Origin of the sequence: Chitinophaga sp., from assembly GCF_019236475.1 — a bacterium.
GTDB lineage: Bacteria > Bacteroidota > Bacteroidia > Chitinophagales > Chitinophagaceae > Chitinophaga.
This window is the reverse complement of record NZ_JAFAIX010000013.1, coordinates 79,156-99,815: the sequence shown is the minus strand read 5'-3', so window position 1 is coordinate 99,815 and position 20,660 is coordinate 79,156. Positions and strand designations below refer to the sequence as shown.

Annotated in this window: 12 protein-coding genes; 6 read left to right on the top strand and 6 right to left on the bottom strand. The window is 45.3% G+C overall.

Going from position 1 to position 20,660, the window contains the following annotated elements; translation table 11 throughout:
* Positions 1–104 precede the first annotated feature (104 nt).
* From JO154_RS22455 to JO154_RS22435, 5 genes are all read left to right on the top strand, one after another.
* Positions 105–947 carry a hypothetical protein gene (locus tag JO154_RS22455; RefSeq protein ID WP_291949972.1) on the top strand — a complete coding sequence of 281 codons (843 nt, stop codon included), beginning with the start codon at positions 105–107 and terminating at the stop codon, positions 945–947.
* Positions 948–984: 37 nt separating this feature from the next.
* Positions 985–1,884, top strand: coding sequence for a lipoyl synthase (gene lipA, locus JO154_RS22450; RefSeq protein ID WP_291949969.1), 900 nt, complete (start codon positions 985–987; stop codon positions 1,882–1,884).
* Positions 1,885–2,223: 339 nt separating this feature from the next.
* Positions 2,224–3,558, top strand: coding sequence for a TolC family protein (locus JO154_RS22445; RefSeq protein WP_291949966.1), 1,335 nt, complete (start codon positions 2,224–2,226; stop codon positions 3,556–3,558).
* Positions 3,559–3,576: 18 nt separating this feature from the next.
* A complete protein-coding gene (locus tag JO154_RS22440; RefSeq protein ID WP_291949963.1) occupies positions 3,577–4,707 on the top strand; it encodes an efflux RND transporter periplasmic adaptor subunit in 1,131 nt (376 codons plus the stop codon).
* Positions 4,708–4,731: 24 nt separating this feature from the next.
* The gene (locus tag JO154_RS22435) at positions 4,732–7,914 is read left to right on the top strand and encodes an efflux RND transporter permease subunit (protein ID WP_291949960.1); all 3,183 of its coding nucleotides are present in this window, start codon (positions 4,732–4,734) and stop codon (positions 7,912–7,914) included.
* Positions 7,915–8,018: 104 nt separating this feature from the next.
* Here the strand turns inward: JO154_RS22435 and JO154_RS22430 are convergent, their stop codons facing one another.
* The 4 genes from JO154_RS22430 to JO154_RS22415 all read right to left on the bottom strand — a co-directional run bounded on the left by JO154_RS22430 (position 8,019) and on the right by JO154_RS22415 (position 13,383).
* Positions 8,019–8,765, bottom strand: a complete 747-nt coding sequence (locus tag JO154_RS22430; RefSeq protein ID WP_291949957.1) for a hypothetical protein — start codon at positions 8,763–8,765, stop codon at positions 8,019–8,021.
* A gap of 63 nt (positions 8,766–8,828) precedes the next feature.
* Positions 8,829–10,049 (bottom strand): MFS transporter, encoded by a 1,221-nt coding sequence (locus JO154_RS22425; protein WP_291949953.1) that lies wholly within the window; start codon positions 10,047–10,049, stop codon positions 8,829–8,831.
* Between the two features lie 66 nt (positions 10,050–10,115).
* Positions 10,116–10,505 (bottom strand): SdpI family protein, encoded by a 390-nt coding sequence (locus JO154_RS22420; RefSeq protein WP_291949950.1) that lies wholly within the window; start codon positions 10,503–10,505, stop codon positions 10,116–10,118.
* Between the two features lie 163 nt (positions 10,506–10,668).
* Entirely contained in the window at positions 10,669–13,383 is a 2,715-nt protein-coding gene (locus JO154_RS22415; RefSeq protein ID WP_291949947.1) for an AsmA-like C-terminal region-containing protein, read from the bottom strand.
* 83 nt (positions 13,384–13,466) lie between these two features.
* Here JO154_RS22415 and JO154_RS22410 point away from each other — a divergent pair, with 83 nt between their 5' ends.
* On the top strand, positions 13,467–14,057 hold the full coding sequence (locus tag JO154_RS22410; protein WP_291949945.1) for an RNA methyltransferase: 591 nt from the start codon (positions 13,467–13,469) through the stop codon (positions 14,055–14,057).
* 150 nt (positions 14,058–14,207) lie between these two features.
* Here JO154_RS22410 and JO154_RS22405 read toward each other — a convergent pair whose 3' ends face one another.
* Positions 14,208–17,972, bottom strand: coding sequence for a DUF3857 domain-containing protein (locus JO154_RS22405; RefSeq protein WP_291949943.1), 3,765 nt, complete (start codon positions 17,970–17,972; stop codon positions 14,208–14,210).
* 299 nt (positions 17,973–18,271) lie between these two features.
* Positions 18,272–20,647 (bottom strand): ribonucleoside-diphosphate reductase subunit alpha, encoded by a 2,376-nt coding sequence (locus tag JO154_RS22400; protein WP_291949941.1) that lies wholly within the window; start codon positions 20,645–20,647, stop codon positions 18,272–18,274.
* Between the last annotated feature and the right edge of the window lie 13 nt (positions 20,648–20,660).

Here is a 20,660-nt window from a genome sequence, read left to right as displayed (position 1 = left end):
TTACAGATTGTGATCAAACCATAAAATAAGTGTATTTTTAATATTCGTAACATAACAATACCTTTAATCAAGCGTTTTACTAATATATCAACAGCCCAATTACTGTGAAAAAATTATACTTGATAATCCTTATTTCAGCTATCAGCGGGTCTTTGAGTGCCCAATCCACGTCTTCGGAAAGCCCTTCCAAAACTGCTGCTAAGTCAGAAAAAGAGCAGCGAAAGCTGAAACGCATAAAAGTATTCAAAGAACAGGAAGAAGGTGAAAATGTATTCCAGCGTGATTTTTCGTTGGGCGGCCGCCTCAATACTGACGGCTGGACAGGATTTTTTGAGCTGGGATACCGTAAGAGCCGTAAGGTAGTCAACTATTTCCAATTTGAGTTCTCTGAGAAAAAGAGCCTGAAAGAATATAAGCAGCAGGGATTTGCGCCTACCTCTATGGGTATTGCTTCTCGCCCTTATATCTATGGCAAACAGAATAATTTCTATCCAGTAAAACTGGGTGTAGGGCAGCGCTACCTGATTGGGGGCAAAGCCAATAAAAATGGGGTGGAAGTAAGTGCCATCTACTATGGCGGTATTTCTATCGGTCTGCTGAAACCTTATTACCTCAATGTGGCCATCGGCAACGATCAGATTAAAGAAATCAAGTATGACCCTAATGGCCCTTATGCAGACGCCTTCCTGGATGATAAAGCGATCACTGGTGGCGCTGGCTTCGGGAAAGGCTGGGGCGAAGTGAGTGTTATCCCTGGATTACATGCCAAACTGGGTATGCGATTCGACTGGGCCCATTTCAATGAAGTGGTGAGTGCATTAGAGGTGGGGGTGAATGCGGAGGCATATACCAAAAAGATCCCTATTATGGTCAATAATGATAATAAACAGTTCATTTTCAATGCATACTTAGGCATTCAGTTCGGTAAGCGCTGGAATAAGAGATAAGTTATTACCTTTGTTTTCCTAAAGAAAGGAGTAAGCGATGCAAGAATTACCCGTAATAGCTGCCGAACCGGCCACCGCAAGAGTGAAAAAGCCCGACTGGCTGCGTGTAAAATTACCAATAGGCGAGAACTACAAACAGGTTAGAAACCTCGTAGATACCCATAAATTACATACCATCTGTGAAAGCGGCAACTGTCCTAATATGGGCGAATGCTGGGGCGCCGGCACTGCTACTTTCATGATCCTTGGAAATGTCTGCACCCGCAGTTGCGGCTTCTGTGCCGTTGCTACCGGTCGTCCGGACCCAGTGGATCACGATGAACCACAACGCGTAGCGGAAGCGATCTACCTGATGAAGGTAAAACACGCTGTTATCACCTCTGTAGACCGCGATGAGCTGAAAGATGGCGGTTCTATCATCTGGGCAAATACCATTAAAGCAGTACGCGCCCTGAACCCACAAACCACCATGGAAACACTCATCCCTGATTTCCGTGGCCAATGGGAAAATCTCCAACGTATCATTGACGTGGCTCCTGAAATCGTTTCCCATAACCTGGAAACGGTAGAACGCCTCACCAAACAAGTGCGTATCCAAGCAAAATATCACCGCAGTCTGGAAGTAATCCGTCGACTGAAAGAAGGTGGTATGCGTACCAAATCTGGTATCATGCTGGGCCTCGGCGAAACAAAAGAAGAAGTAATCCAGGCGATGCAGGATCTGTATGATAATGGTTGTGATGTAGTTACACTCGGCCAATATCTGCAACCTACCCCTAAACACTTGCCGGTAGTACGCTTCGTACATCCTGATGAATTTGCAGAACTGCGCGAAATAGGATATAAGATTGGTCTCGACTACGTAGAGGCTGGACCGTTAGTAAGATCTTCCTATCATGCAGAAAAACATATTGTCAGCGGTCGTAATCAAGGATGATCGGCCCTGAATTTCACCTAATTGTTAAAATCCACCCTAGGGGTGGATTTTTCTTTTTAGAATATTATCTTAGCGCCTCGTTTGAAATAACCTGAGTAACAGTGGACCTACTGTAACCCACTACATTTTTTATTATTTACCTGAACACCTACCTGTTATCTGCGGCTGCACTGCATTAGCAATACTATGCACTGAAAATAATTTTGTTGTGCCTTAAAGGGGCAACATACTTAGACGATAATCTGGCTTAACACTATGTATCTGCGTATATACATATACGTTATTCCTCCTTGTTGTCTGCGATTGGAACAAAGAAGAACTGAATGTCAAAAGCCTTTTATGAAAAGAGCATTTTACTTGTTAGCTGTGTCGTGTGGAGTAACGTTTTCCGGCCAACTTCACGCACAGCAATCTACGGACCCTCTGCCAACGACCGCTTCCCTGCAGGATTGTATCCGATATGCATTGGAGCATCAGCCAGTGATTCATCAGTCCGTCATCGATGAAGCCATTACGGACCGCAGTGTGAAAAGTAAACTGGCCGACTGGTACCCACAAGTACAGTTGGACGCCAACTTACAACACTACCTGGATTTGCCTACTTCCATTTTTGGTGGCAATCCTACTAAAGTGGGTGTGGCCAACAACTCTGCTGCTACCTTTACACTGAACCAGAACCTGTTTACCCGCGATCTCCTGCTCGCCACTAATACGGCAAAGGATATACGAAAACAGATCAAACAAACCACTACCCGCAATAAGATTGACGTAGTGGCGGATGTGAGCAAAGCATACTATGATGTGCTCCTGACCCAACAACAAATCAATGTATTATCGGAAGACATTGTACGGCTGGAACGCAGTCTGAAAGACGCTGTGAATCAATACCAGAGCGGCGTAGTGGACAAAATAGATTCCAAGCGCGCTACTATCTCCCTAAATAATGCTAAAGCACAACGCAAATCCGCCCTGGAACTGCTGATTGCCAAACAAGCTTATCTCAAGAACTTGATGGGGTATCCTGCCAATCTCGGAGACATTCCCGTTTCCAGCGATACTACCAAAATGGTGGCAGAAGTGAATAGCAGCGATACCTCCGTGGTAGCCGACTATCACAACAGGATAGAATATCAATTGCTGAAAACACAGGAAAGCCTGCTGCAAGCAAATGTGAAATACAATAAGTGGGGCTATCTCCCCTCTGTATCTGCATTTGTGAACTATGCTTTCGCATGGCAGAACCAGAGCTTCGGACAACTGTATAGCAACAATTACCCTAACTCTTTGATGGGTATCAAATTATCCCTGCCCATTTTCCAAGGGGGGAAAAGAGTGCATAATATCAGAATGGCCGAACTCCAGTTGGAACGTAATAAGTGGGACTTTGAATCACTCACTAATGCTGTCAATACCCAGTATTCACAGGCAATGGCGGCATACAGGAGTAACCTGAACGACTATCTGACGCTGAAAGAGAATGTGGCAATGGCACAAGATGTATATAACCTGCTGCAACTGCAATACAAGGAAGGTATTAAAACCTACCTGGATGTGCTGATCTCAGAAACAGAACTGCGTACCGCACAACTCAGCTATTATAATGCGATGTACCAGGTACTGAGCAGTAAAATAGACCTGCAGAAAGCATTAGGAACCTTAACTGTAAATTATTAAATGGTAACCGGAACGGATATGAAAAAAATGAATCACCTTGTCTTTTTAAGTGCTGCTGGCATTTTGGCCTTTTCTGCCTGCAAGGGCCCCGGTCAGAAAAGCGCTCCTGTAATGCCCCCAACATCGGTGAGTATTACAGAAGCTACTGTGGCGCCAGCCGTTTATTACGATAAATACCCAGCGTCAGTGGTAGCACTGAACCAGGTAGAACTGCGCTCCCAAGTAGCTGGTTTTATCACCGGTCTCTTTTTCAAAGAAGGAGAGGTGGTACAAAAAGGCAAGCCCCTATATGAAATAGATCGTCGTAAATATGAAGCGGCATTCCGCCAGGCAGAAGCCGGCGTTGCTAGCGCTCAGGCCAACTATAACAAAGCGAAAAAAGATGACGACCGCTATAAGCGCCTGGCAGAACAGGATGCGGTAGCTCGTCAAATCCTGGATAATGCAGAAGCGGCCCTGGAAACCTCTCGCAGTCAACTCGCTGCTGCACAAGCAGTACTCCTCGCTGCGCGTACTGATCTGGATTATTCCCTCATCAAAGCGCCGTTTACAGGTCGTATTGGGATTTCGCAGGTGAAATTGGGCGCACAGGTGAGTCCGGGTACCACGTTGTTGAATACTATCTCCAGCGAAAATCCAATTGCAGTAGACTTTGTGGTGAATGAATCCGATGTGTCCCGCTTCGCGGAGATGCAAACCAAAACGGCCAGCGACAGCACTTTCCGCCTCACGTTGCCGGATGGTACCAATTATCCACATGCAGGTCATATCCTCGCTATTGATCGTGGTATTGATAACCAAACAGCCACTATTAAAGTGCGCGTGGAATTTGCCAACCCAGATAATAAACTGATTGCGGGTATGAGCTCTGTGCTGAATGTACTGAACCAACAGTCGGGTCAGCGTCTCATTATCCCATCAAAAGCCCTTACAGAGCAAATGGGTGAATTCTTTGTATTCCTGGCGAAAGATAGTTTTGCTATCCAACGTAAAGTACATCTCGGACCAAAAATGCGCGATCAAGTCGTAATCATGGATGGTATAGAGCAAGGCGATAAGGTTATTACAGAAGGCTTCCAACGTCTGCGCGACAGCGGGAAGATAATGATTGGCATGCCTCCTCATCAAGGAGCTGCACCGAAGAAATAAGTTCACCAGATTCAACTTTAGATCATGATTGCAAATACTTTTATTAAAAGACCGGTAACTGCAATAGTTATTTCTGTTGTGTTGGTACTGGTGGGCATATTGGCGATGATGAACCTGCCGATAGGCCAATATCCGGAGATCTCTCCACCCACCGTACAGGTAACCGGTACCTACACTGGCGCGGATGCGCAAACCGTTGAACAAACGGTGGCCACGCCCGTGGAAGTACAGGTAAACGGTACCCCCGGTATGACATATATCTCTACCAACAACACCAGCAGTGGCCAGATGAGCATGACGGTGAACTTTGAAGTGGGTACTGATATCAATATCGCAGCATTGGACGTACAGAACCGTGTGGGTATCGCACAGCCTACCCTGCCACAGGAAGTACAGCGTTTAGGGCTTACCGTTAGAAAGCGTAACCCAAGTATCCTCATGTTGGTGGCGTTGTATTCACCTAAAGGCACACACGATATTACTTTCCTGGATAACTATACCAACGTATATGTAAAGGATGCATTGCTCCGTGCAAAAGGGGTGGGTGATATCTTCACCCGTGCAGACGACTTCTCCATGCGTATCTGGCTGAAGCCTGATAAGCTTGCGCAGATGGGCGTTACGGCAGATGATATCCGTGCTGCACTCCAGGAACAGAATGCGCAGATTACAGCAGGTTCCGTAGGTGCGCCTCCGCAACCAACCGGACAAACATTTGAATACAACATCTTCACACAAGGACGTCTGCAAACGCCGGAAGAATTTGGTAACATCGTGGTGAAAACCCGTCCTAGTGATGGTTCCCTCGTATACCTGAAAGACGTAGCCCGCATTCAATTGGGTAAATTCAACTACGCCGGTAACAACTTCGTGGATGGTAAACGCGCTGCCTACCTCCTGATCTATCAGGCCCCTGGCAGTAACGCGATCGAAACCGCTGCCAACGTAACCGCCGCTATGGAGGAACTGAAGAAATCATTCCCGAACGATGTCGCTTACGTAGTACCTTTCGAATCCGTTTCCGTGGTGAAAGTATCCATCGAAGAGGTGGTACATACCCTCGTGGAAGCGTTGATGCTGGTGGTGATGGTGGTGTTCCTCTTCTTGCAAAGCTGGAGAGCTACCATTATCCCGATCTTGGCGATCCCGGTATCGATTATCGCTACCTTTATCTTCTTCCTGCCATTAGGCTTTACTATCAATACCTTGACCCTCTTCGGTTTCGTACTGGCGATCGGGATCGTGGTGGATGATGCGATCGTAGTGGTGGAAGCGGTACAGCATAATATAGATCATGAGAAGATGACGCCTAAGGATGCTACCATCCAGGCGATGAAGGAAATCTCCGGGCCGGTAATTGCTATTGCGTTGATATTAGCGGCCGTATTCGTACCGGTAGGATTTATTCCAGGTATCGTAGGCCGACTCTATCAGCAGTTCGCCATCACTATTGCGATTTCTGTATTGATCTCTGCTTTCGTGGCTTTATCCCTCACACCGGCACTTTGTATCCTTATCCTCCGTCCGATGCATCTGGATAAAGACTCCAAAGGTTTGAACAAGTTTTTCTACAAGTTCAACCGCTGGTTTGGTCATACTACTTCCAGGTATTCTATGGGCGTGAAGAAGAGTATAAAATATGCTCGCTATGTAGTGATCCTGCTGCTCTGCATTTTCGTAGGTACGGTGATGTTATTCAAGGGTAAACCAACAGGCTTTATTCCTACAGAGGATGATGGTCGTATCATCATTACATTCGACTTGCCAGAGTCTTCTTCTACAGAACGTACAGTAGAAATCCTGCACAAGATGATGAAAGACTTGGATGAAACGCCTGGTATTGCTCACTATGCAGCGTTGGGTGGATTGAATGCGGTAAGTTTCTCTACTAAATCCAACAGTGGTACTTTGTTCTGTCAGTTGAAGCCATGGAGTGAGCGTAAAGCGGATTCCTTACAGGTATTCGGACTGGTAGCTACCTTGCAGAAAAAGCTCTCAAAATATAAGGAAGCCAATGTGGTGGTAATTCCTCCTCCGGCCATTCCAGGTCTGGGTCAGACGGCTGGTTTCTCTTTTGTATTGCAGCAGCGTACTGCCGGCGATATTAAAGCCTTTGAAAAAGTGCTCCGAACTTTTGTGGACTCTGTAAACAGACGTCCTGAAATTGCAAAAGCATTTACTTTCTTCACGGCTCGTACACCAGGTTATCAATTGGATATTGATCGTGAGAAAGCGAAGAAAATGGGTGTGAAAATCTCTGACATTGCTTCTACCCTGCAAACCTATATGGGTAGTGCTTATATCAATGATTTCACTATTTATGGCCGTAACTTCCGCGTGGTAACGCAGGCGGATTCCACTTATCGTGGAGATATCAAGAACCTCAGTGGATTCTTTGTGCGCAACAGTGCTGGTACCATGGTGCCACTGAGCGCCCTCACTTCGTATAAGGTAGTGGAAAATGCACCGGTTATCTCCCATTATAACCTCTTCCGTTCTGCTGAAATCAACGGTAACCCTGCACCAGGGTATAGTTCCGGAGATGCCATCAATGCGCTGAAAGATGTGGCGGCGAAGGTGTTGCCAGATGGTTATGGATATGAGTTTTCTGGTTTGAGTAGGGAGGAAATATTATCCGGCAGTAAGACCGTTTACATTTTTGCACTGTCTATCATCTTCGTATTCCTCTTCCTGGCTGCATTGTACGAAAGCTGGTCCGTACCATTCTCGGTACTGTTGGCGGTGCCTATCGGGGCATTTGGAGCGATTACGGTATTGACTTTCCTGCCTAAATTAAGCAACAACGTATATGCGCAAATCGGTCTGATTACCTTGATTGGTTTGTCGGCTAAGAATGCGATCTTGATTGTGGAGTTTGCGAAAGAGCGTGTAGACAGAGGAATGGACGTTGTTACTTCCGCTGTGGAAGCTGCTAAGCTGCGTCTACGACCTATTATCATGACCTCCCTGGCCTTCCTGTTGGGTATTATGCCGCTGGTGCTGGCCTCTGGCGCGGGTGCGGAAGCACGTAAAACAATGGGTTGGACGGTACTAGGCGGTATGTTCACAGCTACCTTCCTGGCGATCTTTATTGTGCCGGTGCTCTTCGTAGTTATTACAAGACTGGCTTACGGTAAAGAAAAGCTGGCGAAGATGAAAGAAAATTATCATGCTATTCCTGACCATGATGTGCAGGGACATGGTTGATAAAACGTTCCTGTCTGTCGTCCCTGCCCAGCGGGCAGGGACGACGAAAATAAAAAAATGGGCCGTGACGTCGCAGACGTCACGGCCCATTTTTTTAGATATAATTAGGCTTTCAGCGTTGCCAACTCTTTCCTGGACAGCCATACCCATTTGCGGATGGTACGTCTGATATATCTTGGATGCAGGCCGATTTCCGCCTTGGTTCTTTCGAATTGGGCTTTGGCTTCGGTGTTGCGTCCTTGTTTGCGTAGCATTAGTCCGTAGTAATACATGGCTTCTAATGAGTGATGTACCTGGATGATCTTTTGGTAGGCCTTTTCTGCTTTTTCAGCTTCCATAGTAGCTTCCAGGGCTTGTGCATACATCAGTTCATCGGCTACATTGCTCATTCTTACGCCTGGCATTTTATTCAACTTATCGAAGTTAGCGAGGCTATCTGCGTATTGTTGGTTCATGAATTGGAACCTAGCCAGTTGCAGTAAAATACCTTGATCGGAGGAGTAGGAGGCTGCACAAGATTGCGCCAGTGCGATTGCTTTGTCGTAATGATTTTGTGTGGCATATGCGGCAGCCAGCTCCATCCTATTGGTAACAGTATCAGATACTTGTACCCGTTTTTCCCACTCCCTGATGCGGCCATTCGGAGAAATAAACCGTAATAACTGCTGGCCGATTGTACCATTGGTAATATCAGGCAATATCTCCATGACAAAATATAAACCAGCGCCTATTCCTGGCAGGAAAATCAATAGGTAAACGGCTTCGCGGTTACCGCTTCTGATAGCGTGAACAAGACATGCTAATTGCAGTACAATAACGAGATAATAGTAATCACTCCAAAATGGAATCATAGGTAAATCGACAATCAGGGGTCTGTGGCTGATTGCGGTAAAAATAATAAAATAAAAAATAGTTTAGTGAGACACGTTTCGTTTGTTTAATACATTCACCCTATACATCACAAGAATAGAGGCGAGTATCAGTAACAGATAGCTAACCCCCAGGTTACCGCCGTCTTTCGCTGGTAACACATAGGTGATCAGGTAACTGAGGAAAGACACGATTACATAACACAAACCACCTGTTAATCCCCCTGCAATACCTGCATTTTTCGGGAATTTAGCCAGGCAATAGGTGAAATAGTTGTTATAGGTAAACCCTGCACCCACATGGACAAGAAAGGCAAAAACCAGTATTACGGGGAGTGTATTCAATCGCTGTAATGTCAATAACATCAAGGTGGCGAATAGTAACTGTAACACCACGTTCGTATTCATTTTACGAGTGAATGGCCGGTCGATCATTGCTTTGCCTGTAAAGCCACCAACCATCCAGGCCAAACCTAGCAGCAGGGAGCAATAGCCGGTAACAACCGGAGACAGGTTAAAATGATGCTCAATAATGAACGGACCAGACATGTTATATACCATGATCATGCTGTAACCTAGTCCCAGCATCACTATACCGAGTACAAAGCTGCCGGTACGCAACATATTAGTGTAAATTCGGATAATACTCCCCAGATGGAAGGGGATTGCATGTTGCAAGGATTCTCCGCTGAAAATTAATTCCCCAATGAATAAAAGGGCGGCAATCCCCGCGAGGAAGTAAAAGTTAGATTCCCATCCAAAGCTGACTTCCAGGTAACCGCCAATGAAAGGGGCTACAATAGGCCCTGTAGACCAGATAATAGTAAAAAGACTGAGATAGTGTTTAAGCTTTTCTCCAGTGAATAAGTCCACGAAGAAAGCGCGTTTGGCCACTACCATGGCGGCAATGGTGATGCCGTGAATAATACGCATCGCATAAATGACATATATGCTATGTGTATTGGCAATGGTGATACAACTGACGAGAAATACAAGTATTGCTGCCAGGGAGATACGATATCTTCCGTAGCTATCGAGTAACCCGCCCACAAAGAGTTGGGATACACCATAGCTGATTAAAAATAGACTGAGGGTGAGCTGCGCTTGACTGCTGCTAATACCAAGAGCAGCGGTCATTCCAGGGAGGGAGGGCAGGTAAATGTCTGTAGCGAACCCCGACATGGGGATCATGGCAAAAGCCAATAAAGTAGCGATTCCTAAGTTTTTTTTCTTAATTGAGCCTAAATGAATGGTGCTGTCTGTCATAGATTCGTTGCTTGTTTCTTCAGACCGCAAAGTTGGGTCATAAGAAAATAAGAATTGTCATATAACCTACAGTTTTGGTGGAATACGCCGTTTGCCTTCCTCATCAAACTCGTTGCTTAGCATCCATTCTGTGTAGCCAGCAATATAGAGGGCTCCTGCTACTACCGCGCCAACAGTGATGTACATAAACCAATCGGACTTTCGCTCGAAGAACAGGGCGCAGCAAATGCCTAGTAATATGAGTATAAATCCTACTTTCCGGGAAACCATGGCGGCGTCTTTGTTGCCGGCATCCCACATTTCTTGGTTGCGAGTGGAAAGGAAAGTACGGTATCCATACCAGGTCTTAATACTCTTGGGAGGAAAACGCCTGATGAGATAGCCCATTACCAGGAATATCGATCCAGCTAACAAGGCTGCATTGCACCACGTACTGTGAAGGATGTTTGTTATCATGGCGAATGGGTTTTGGGTTTCTATAAGTTACGAATTTTTCTTTTGGTATTACTGTGCCAGTAGGCATAAATAAAAAAACGGATTGACGTCGCAGACGTCAATCCGTTTTTTATTTCGTCGCCCCTGCCCAGCGGGCAGGGGCGACAGGCAGTAAGTTAAATTATTAGTGTTTAGTAGTATCTGTAGCAGGTTGCTGCTTTTTCTTACCAAACAGGCCATTCAGCACGCCTTTGGCAGATTCGCCGGCTTGCTTGCCGAGATTTTGTACGCCATTACCGTTGGAAGTACTGTCTTTTTTACCCAGTAACTGGTTTTTCAGTTCATCTTTAACGGTGTTCACCGCCTGATTTTTCAGGGAGTTAACAGAATCGCGCACAGTGTGTTTGATGGTGTCTACTTTATCTTTCACGAGCTGCGTAGCTTGTGCTTTCAGGTTGTTAGCGCTTTCACGGAGATCTGTTTTCAGGGCAGGTTTCATGATATTACCACCCATCGTAACAGCCAGGTGAACGCTGTCGCCCACATTTACATTCACGCCTCTGCTCTGTGCTTGTGAAGCCAGATTGTTGACCAGGGTATTACCGGCAGTACCCATCAGACTGCGTGGCAGGGCCAGTTGCAGGCTGTAGTCCAGCGATTGGTCAAATCCATGAGAACCGGCAATATCCATGCGAATACCCGCTACGGTCACTTTGAATGGATTCACTTTTACGCGGCCATTTTCGAAAGCGAAGTAGTTTTTAATATCACGGAGACTCACATCTTTCAATTGAGAGATATTCAGTGTGCTGGCGAGCTGATCTACCGGAGCGAATTGTTTCAGTACCCCTTCAATCAGCAGGAGATTACCATCACCAGTGAGGGTATTCATTTCCGGCATCATGTCTTTGCCCAGTTTACCATGCATGGTCAGTTGGGAAGAGATTTTGCCGTTCAGGAATTTACCGATAGGCATCAGGCTACGAACAGTATTGAACGCATTAAATGCCTGTTGAATATCGATGCGCTGTACATCGTAGGTGAGGTTGATATCTGGATTCAGTTTGCTCACTTTAGTACTGTAGCTACCAGTGATCGCCATTGAACCTTGTAAAGCATCCGCTTTCAGTTGCTGCATGGATACGGTTTCATCTTTTACCGTCAACGCACCAACGAGATTATTCAGGTCTACTTTATCATAGTGTACTTTGCCTACATTGGCATTCATGGCGATATTCAGGTTCGCAGGAACCGGGAATGGCGCACTACCAGCGGCGGCGGCTTCTCCTTCTTTCTTTTCAGCAGGAGCTGGTGCAGGAGTAGTACCGGAAGTAGCCATCCATTTATCCAGGTTGATCTGGTCTGCTTTTACATTGAATTTACCATCCAGGGCTTCGTTTTTCAGCGTGTAGGCGAGGAGGTTATTCACTTCACCGTCAGCTTGGAAATGAGAGCCAAGATATTCCGCATTCAGATCCTTCACGGTTACGTTTTTAGGATTGAATTGGAGGAACAGGTTATTCACTTTTACGCCGTCAGGATAATCTTTGCTTTTATAGAGCATATTGCTCAGTTGCAAGGTGCCGGCAGCATAGAATTTATCATATTGCTGTTTTTCGATAGCGCTCATGTTACCTTTTGCACTGATATCTGCATCGAGGAGACCTTGGAGAGCTGTACCTGTGGCCAGTTTTACATACTGGGGAATTGTAGAGAGATCCAATTTACCTTTTGCGGCCGCGTCTACATACATATCAGAAATCGGGGTCTGCACCAGTACCCGCATATCTACAGGGGTATTGTCCATTTCCAGGTGGCCTTTAGACATATTGATCACCGTATGATCTGGAACGCCGTCAGGATTGGAGATCTTAACCGCCAATTGGATGTTTTTAACTGGTTTTGGCAGATCAGGATATTGGAAGAAACCATCGGTTACTGCCAGGTTCAAGCCGAAAGAAGGCATTTGTTTCGGAGAGTAATTTCCTTTTACAAAACCATCGAAAGCGGCTTTACCACTGGTTTTGATCTTATTGAAATCAGCCGCGTAAATGGCAGGTACCAGCGACAGGAAGTCTTTAAAATCATTACCTGGCGCTTTAAAGGTAAAGTCCATGCCGTAGGTAGAATCATTTACAATGTGGAACAGACCTCCGAAATTCAATGCCAGGTTGTTCAGGGATGCTTTAGCATCTTTCAGCGTGTAGGTGCTGGTGGTATTATCGATCTGGATATCTGCATCCAGCGCGGTTTTTACGCTGTTCAAATATGGAATCAGACCATATTTGAAGGTAATACCATTGGCATCTGTATGGGTATTCAGGGTGAATTTATCTTGCGTGAAATCGCCGCTACCTTTGTGATTTAGGCCGGCTACTTCCAGGAACATATTACCCTGGCGATCGTCGTAGCTGATATAGGCATCTTCGATGCTATATTGTTTGAGACTGAGGGCAAAACTGCTTTTGCTGGTATCAGTCGGGGTTTTGGTGGCAGTATCCGGCTTGGTGATATCCCAGTTCGGATGGCCGTCTTTATCCACAATAGCGTGTATACGTGGCTGTACCAGCGCGATGTTGTAGATATCCATCTGTTTACCTTTGATAACGCTCATCAGATTGAGGGCTACATCAATTTTGTGTACAGAAAGGAGGGTATCATCTTTGAAACGATCCTTGCCAGTGATTTGTAGGTCTTCGAGGCCAACTGCCAGTCGAGGGAAATGCCGTATCAGGCTGATATCCACGTCTTTAAAGTCTACTTTGGCATTCAGCTTGTCGTTGAGTTCCGACTTCACTTTGGCCATGATTTTGTCCTTAAAGAAGTAGGGAATAGCAATAGCAGCTAGCAACAGGATAATAAAGGTGATGCCCGTAAATTTGAGTATCTTTTTGAGCATAGGTTTTGTCTGATTTTAAGATTGTGCGGTGAAATTACCTTATTTCGTAATTTTACGCCCTTCAGGATAAATAATTTTTTTATATGACACCAGAAAGACGGGAAAGATTATTGTCTGTACTGAATAAACGGCAGGGAAATTTGACGGTGGTATTGGAAAATGTGCAAGATCCGCACAATATTTCCGCTGTTATGCGTACATGCGATGCTGTTGGGATACAAGAGATCTATGTACTAAACACCAAAATTCCCCGGCATAAAAAATGGGGTGCCAAAAGTAGCAGTTCTGCCGCCAAGTGGCTAACCGTGCATCAATTTGACAATATTGATGCCTGTTTTACCGCTTTACGCGCCAAATATGATAAAATTTTAGCCACGCACCTAGCACACGATGCCGTAAGTCTCTATGATATTGACTTTACAGGTTCTGTAGCCTTGGTTTTCGGCAATGAACATGCGGGCGTGAGTGAGGAATTGATCGAAAAGGTAGACGGTAATTTTATCATCCCTCAGATGGGAATTATCAAGTCGCTCAATATTTCTGTGGCCTGTGCCGTGAGCATTTACGAAGCGATGCGTCAGAAAACCCTCGCAGGGCATTATGACAAACCTGGATTACCAGAGGCGCAGTATAATCAACTCCTGGACCAGTGGGGCTTTGAAGAGGAAGAGTAGATCGTGTCTCCCGAAATTATTATAAATCAGGATGCTCCTGCCTGTCGTCCCTGCCAAGTGGGCAGGGACGACGAAAAACAAAAAGCGCAATTGACGTCGTAGACGTCAATTGCGCTTTTTTATTATACGGCAGGCAGGAACGTTTTACCTTTATCTGAAAGAGATATACTTCTGCTCTGCTTTGATGATGCCATTGAAGAAGGTTTCCAGTTCCTTCATTTCGGCTGCGGTGAGCGTTTTGTTGCTATTGGTGGTAAAGCGTCTGGTTACCACTAGGTGGTCGTCTGCTACTTTATTGAACTCCAGCGCGTATACCATATCGCCCATTTTCAGGTTAACAGTAGCCGGTACCTGGTCAAATTTCTTGGCATCGGAAAGGCGTATGTGCATTTCCGTTAGATAGTTATCTACCGCTTCATAATCGCGGTACATAAACGGATACTGCCTTGCTTCCGGCGTAAAGATGTTGGCAGTAGCAATTACTTCCATGAAAGGCAATTTGATCATGTTGATATCGCCCACACTGATGACCTCATTTTTAACTGTGAAGTGAGCATTGAGCCAGAGTGAGTCTGCAAGGTTATCCAGATTACTGAAGTTATACTTATCTAGTACTACCTGGTTTTTGAAATTTCTGCCTACCTGTGTTTGAACGCCATCTTTGGTCTCGTCCGGTGTTTTATGGAGATAGTCAGCTCTCAAGCCTTCCGTTAGCTCACCTACATAAGCGCAATTGGACTGAATGACCGCATCCGCATCCTTCAATGTTACCTCCATCCGACGATAAATGGATTTCGGTGAATAATTGCTGGTGGGAATCATGGTCAGCTTTTCACCTGGTTTATAATCGTACGGGATGTTCAGTATCTGCGCGCCAGCCAGTGATGACGGCAGTACGCCAAATGGCAATGTGTTGGAAGTCAGCTCCTGGTAATACGTTTTGTTATTCGCTTTGAATGCAATGATGCAATGGTTGAAGTCCAGCGATGGTAACTGCATATTATGCTCTCCATTTTCGCGGGTACTTACCAGGATAAGGTTTGCCGGCAGGCCAGCTTTACGGGCAAATGCAAGGAACAAAGTAGAGAGGTCTTTACAGTCGCCCAGTTTGGTAACCAACGTTTTACCGGCTTTCTGAGGTACGTAAGCACCTTGTCTGAATGATACAGAGCTGTAAGAGATATTCTTCTCTATATAATCATAAATTTTCTTCGCTTTCGTTTGGTCGTCTACGTTAGCCGTTCCATTTGGGAATATTTCCTTGAATGCCTCGTTGACTTCGTAATTTTCATTGGATTGTTCACGGGTGATATCGCTGTACCATTCTCCAATCACATCCCAGTCTTTTACAGTAGAAACATGGAGTACCTTCCCTATTTCCGTAATGCCTGGCATATAAAACTCAGTACGGATGGGAGGCACATTTTCCTCTCTCCAACTGTACATTTTAAACTGTTCATGCTGGGTGATTGTTGGTTTTGCATTACCGCCATTTCTGTATTCATAATATAACGGAATGGTATCTGCAACGAGAATGTTGTAGGTAGAGATATTAGTAGGCACATAGTCAGAGAGATAGAATTTATCCCAGAACTCCCGTTTCAGTCGGCCGCGCCCTACGCTGGTCACTTTATAGCTATAGTACACCACATCGCCTACATCCAGTTTGGTAAAGACAATTTGGTTTTCCTCTGTTTCTGCTGGAATCCTTGCTCCGCTGGGTTTTATGACTTCCGCTTTCACGATCATCATATCTTGGTAAACGCCATTGTAAGGGAGTGAAATTTCTTTCCAGCGATTAATACCCTTTTTGTTTTGGATATAGATGGCGGTGTTGATCATTTGTTCACCAGCGCCTTCCGGATATAATACTACATTCTTCTCATCGAAGATGAAGGAATAAGGTTGGGTGCTGTCCTGGGGTTTTTGGGTATACTTCTCAATTTCTTTGTAGTAATCCATTGTTGGGAAGTACTTATCTACCTGCTGTCTGTTTTCCAGCATACGCAGTTGTTCCCGATATCCAAATCCTCCTGCATGGAGTGCCAGTGCTTTCTTGAAATAGAGAATAGCAGAGTCTTTTTCTTTCATTTGCGCATAGCTCGTGGCTATATCTCCGAGGGGGCCATGAAAGTAAGGACTGATCTGATGTTCAATGTTCAGATAGTGGATAGCAGAGTCATATTTCTGACTGGCAAAATAGTACTTCACTAATGGTGTGTAATATTCCAATTGATAAGGGGCAGTACTGATCATTTTCTTCATCTTCGCTACTGCTGCATCGGTTTTCCCCTGGTTCAGATATACTTTTATCAGTAAGTTATTCATGCCATAATCGTAGAATTTTTCACAGAATTTCTCCAGCACAGCTATTCCTTTTGCGGGGTCGTTGTTCATCTGTGTTTCGTACTGGTACATCGTTTGCACGATCTGTGAATTATCAGGGTACTTGGCATATGCATCTTTGAGCAGTTGCACCATGCTATCTATTTTCTCCTGTTCTCCAAACAGCTCCAGCTTTTTAATAGTGGTCAGTTCTCTTTCGCCTTGCATGCTGATTAATTTGTTCAGCAGCTCCTGGGCTTCTGTGTAATTTTTCTCTCCTTCCAGCTTTAAGAGCTTTGCATACACTGTCCAATAGTTATCTGGCGTCAGGGTTTTGAATGTTTCCAAACTTTCTGCAAAGTCGCTCTTGTCGTTGGTACCAGACATGCAATCCAAATAGTAATTCGTAATGAAAGCATCCTTTGGATAAGCTTTCAGCAATTTTGCCATGACTGATTTTGCTTTGTCCCATTCCTGGTTGCGGATATATACCCTGCTCAGCATGATGGAATGAATCAGGTCTTCTGGTTGTGCAGCGATCTGTTTTTTGAAATATTCTTCTGCAAAATGTGGAATGAGTGTGGGTTGATCTTTGGACTGGTCTATCTGGTATTTTTCAGGAGATGTCTGGGATGCAATCCCATTGATAGCCCTATAGTTTTGGTCTGTTAACCGCACGATGAAGTTCTGACGGGCGTTATCTTCTGTAAAGCCTATCTGTACTAGGATGCGGTTAAAGCCTTTGTTCAAATGTACTTTTGCTTTCCACCAGTCCATTTCCGTTGTACGTTCTTCAGGCTGACTGATAATGAGTTTATCGTTTACCCAAACTTTCATGGCGCCGGTACTACCGAGGCATAGAATTGGGTCCATATCTGTGGTAGCATTCACAAACGTTTGTGCATAAGTGACAGCGCTTTTCACTGGGAAGAAAGACCCGATGGTATTCCAGCCCTCATAGCTCGTATACAACGGTACGAACCAGTTTACTGGGCTGTTATTGTTGCTGCTAACGAACGCAGGACCAGTGGGCTTGTTGACAGGGCCATAATCCTTATCAAAACCGCTCCCCATCACATTGTCGAATGGACCTACATACGCCCATTTTTCCAGCGCGTATACTCGGTTATAAGAAGGCTTCGCCAGGTCAGCACGGTCACTGAGTTGGTGGTTAATGCCAATGAAATAAGCCGCGGCTGCGTTCATGGAGCCGTTGTAGTTCAGAGAATCTGACAGTATGCGCTGCAGGTTTTCCATTTGGACACCTTGTTTCGGCCCGTACTCGCCCAGTAAGGCATTAAAAAACCACATGGCATACGTATATGGCGCCGGGTGCTGTAATTCTTTCAGGGGATTGAAATACAGTTTTGTGAAATCGGCATCATAACCTGTCATGTTATTGAGCAGTACTAAGGTAGCGATGGCACTGTTCTTTTTAGGACCTCCCGCCTTGATGGCTTTTTGGAGATAGATAGTGGCAGATTTAAAATCATTTTTGTGAATAGCCTCCCAGGCTTTTTCATAGTCGCCTGCAAAAAGTAAAAGGGGGCAAAGGGTTAACAGAATAATAGTGCTAACAGCTCTTTTCATGGGTAAAGGATTTAACATCACAAAAATAAATATTTGATTCTACGTATTTATCATACTAACACTGCCAGTAGCACGGATTTGCTGTGAAATTATCTTGTCGATAGGATTTTATCAGCCTTGCTAACATGTCTGTGGGATGTGGATTGATGGCACAAAAAATTAGGGGTTGATTGTCGAGATCAACCCCTAATGTGGTATCCATTTTTTCTTTTCTAGTAGGTAGGGAGGACGGTGGAAATAAAAAAGGGCGCCTGGATAAGAGGCGCCCTTTTTATGTACTTACATTTTGATAACCCAGATTATGCGGAGCAGGTCACGCAACCTTCTTCCATGGTGCATACAGCGCCCACCGGTATTTCATCGATGGAAGGATCTGCACCAGCAGCTACCACTGGTTGCATTTGTTGACCGCCTTGTTTTTCAACGGTGAACTGAACAGCCTGTGTAGCAGCTTGTGTACGGAGATAATACATACCTGTTTTCAGTCCTTTCTTCCAAGCGTAGAAGTGCATAGAAGTCAGTTTACCAGCGGTAGGTGTATCTACGAACAGGTTGAGTGATTGTGACTGGCAGATGAACGCACCGCGATCTGCAGCCATATCGATGATATTACGTTGTTTGATTTCCCATACTGTTTTGTACAGTTCCTTGATATTGGTAGGGATTTCGTTGATATTTTGGATAGATCCGTTGGAAGCAATGATTTTGTTTTTCATGTCATTGTCCCAGAGGCCCAGTTCTACTAAGTCTTTCAGCAGGTGTTTGTTTACTACCACGAACTCGCCACTCAATACACGACGGGTGTAGATGTTGGAAGTATATGGTTCAAAGCACTCGTTGTTGCCGAGGATCTGAGAAGTAGAAGCTGTTGGCATTGGGGCCAGCAGCAGGGAGTTGCGGATACCGTGTTTTTTTACGGAAGCTTTCAGGGTATCCCAATTCCAGCGTGCAGAAGGTGTTACACCCCACATATCAAACTGGAAGATACCTTTGGAAGCAGGTGAGCCAGCGAAGGTAGCGTAAGCGCCATCTTTTTTCGCCAGGTCATTGGAAGCGTTCATGGCAGCGAAGTAGATGGTTTCAAATATTTCGCTGTTCAGTTTTTTCGCTTCATCGCTTTCGAATGGATAACGCATGAGGATGAAAGCATCCGCGAGACCTTGTACGCCCAATCCGATAGGACGGTGGCGGAGGTTACTGTTGCGGGCTTCTTCCACAGGGTAATAGTTATGATCGATGATTTTGTTCAAGTTGATAGTAGCCTGGTAGGTTACTTCATACAGTTTTTCATGATCAAACTGACCATCGGTTACGAAGCGTGGCAGTGCCAGGGAAGCGAGGTTACAAACCGCTACTTCATTCGCATCTGTATATTCGATGATTTCTGTACAGAGGTTGGAGCTCTTGATAGTACCCAGGTTCTGCTGGTTGGATTTGCGGTTGGCCGCATCTTTATACAGCAGGTAAGGAGTACCAGTTTCGATCTGTGCATCCAGGATTGCGAACCACAGTTCTTGTGCTTTCACTGTTTTGCGTGCACGACCTTCTTGCTCATATTTCTGGAAGAGTTGTTCAAATTCTTCACCCCAGCATTCATGGAGTCCTGGTGCTTCGTGCGGGCAGAACAGGGACCATTCGCCGTTTTCTTCTACGCGTTTCATGAACAGGTCTGGAACCCAGAGGGCATAGAACAGGTCACGGGCGCGGAGTTCCTCTTTACCGTGGTTTTTACGCAGGTCGAGGAATTCGAAGATATCTGCATGCCAAGGTTCCAGGTAGATGGCGAATGCGCCTTTGCGCTTACCACCGCCTTGGTCTACGTAGCGGGCAGTATCGTTGAATACGCGCAGCATAGGGATGATACCATTGCTGGTACCGTTGGTGCCGCTGATATAAGAACCTGTTGCACGGATGTTATGGATGCTTAGTCCGATACCACCAGCGCTCTGGGAGATTTTCGCTGTTTGTTTGAGGGTATCGTAGATACCTTCGATGCTATCATCCTGCATAGTGAGGAGGAAGCAGGAAGACATCTGCGGTTTAGGTGTACCTGCGTTGAACAGGGTAGGAGTAGCGTGTGTAAACCAACGCTCACTCATCAAGTTATATGTTTTGATTGCAGACTCGATATCTTCTTTGTGGATACCAACGGAAACGCGCATGAACATATGTTGTGGGCGTTCCTGAATGCGACCATCTGTTTTCAGCAAGTAAGAGCGTTCCAGCGTTTTGAAACCGAAGTAGTCAAAAGCGAAATCGCGGTCGTAGATGATATTGGAATCCAGCATTTCTGCATTTTTTTCGATGATTTCCCAAACATCATCAGAGAGCAGGGCTGCCGACTTACCAGTTTTTGGATCGATATAGTCGTACAGTTTTTTCATCGTTTTGGAGAACGATTTTTCTGTATTCTTATGGAGGTTGCTCACTGCAATGCGAGAAGCCAGCAGGGCATAGTCCGGGTGTTTAGTAGTGAGGGATGCCGCAGTTTCGGCAGCCAGGTTGTCCAGTTCGGTTGTTGTTACGCCATCGTATATTCCCTGAATCACTTTTTTTGCAACGTCAATTGCGTCTACGTATTCCGTATTGAAGCCATAACATAGCTTTTCAATACGGGCAGTGATTTTATCAAATTTCACTGCTTCTTTTCTGCCATCTCTTTTGATTACGAACATGGGGGGTGAATTT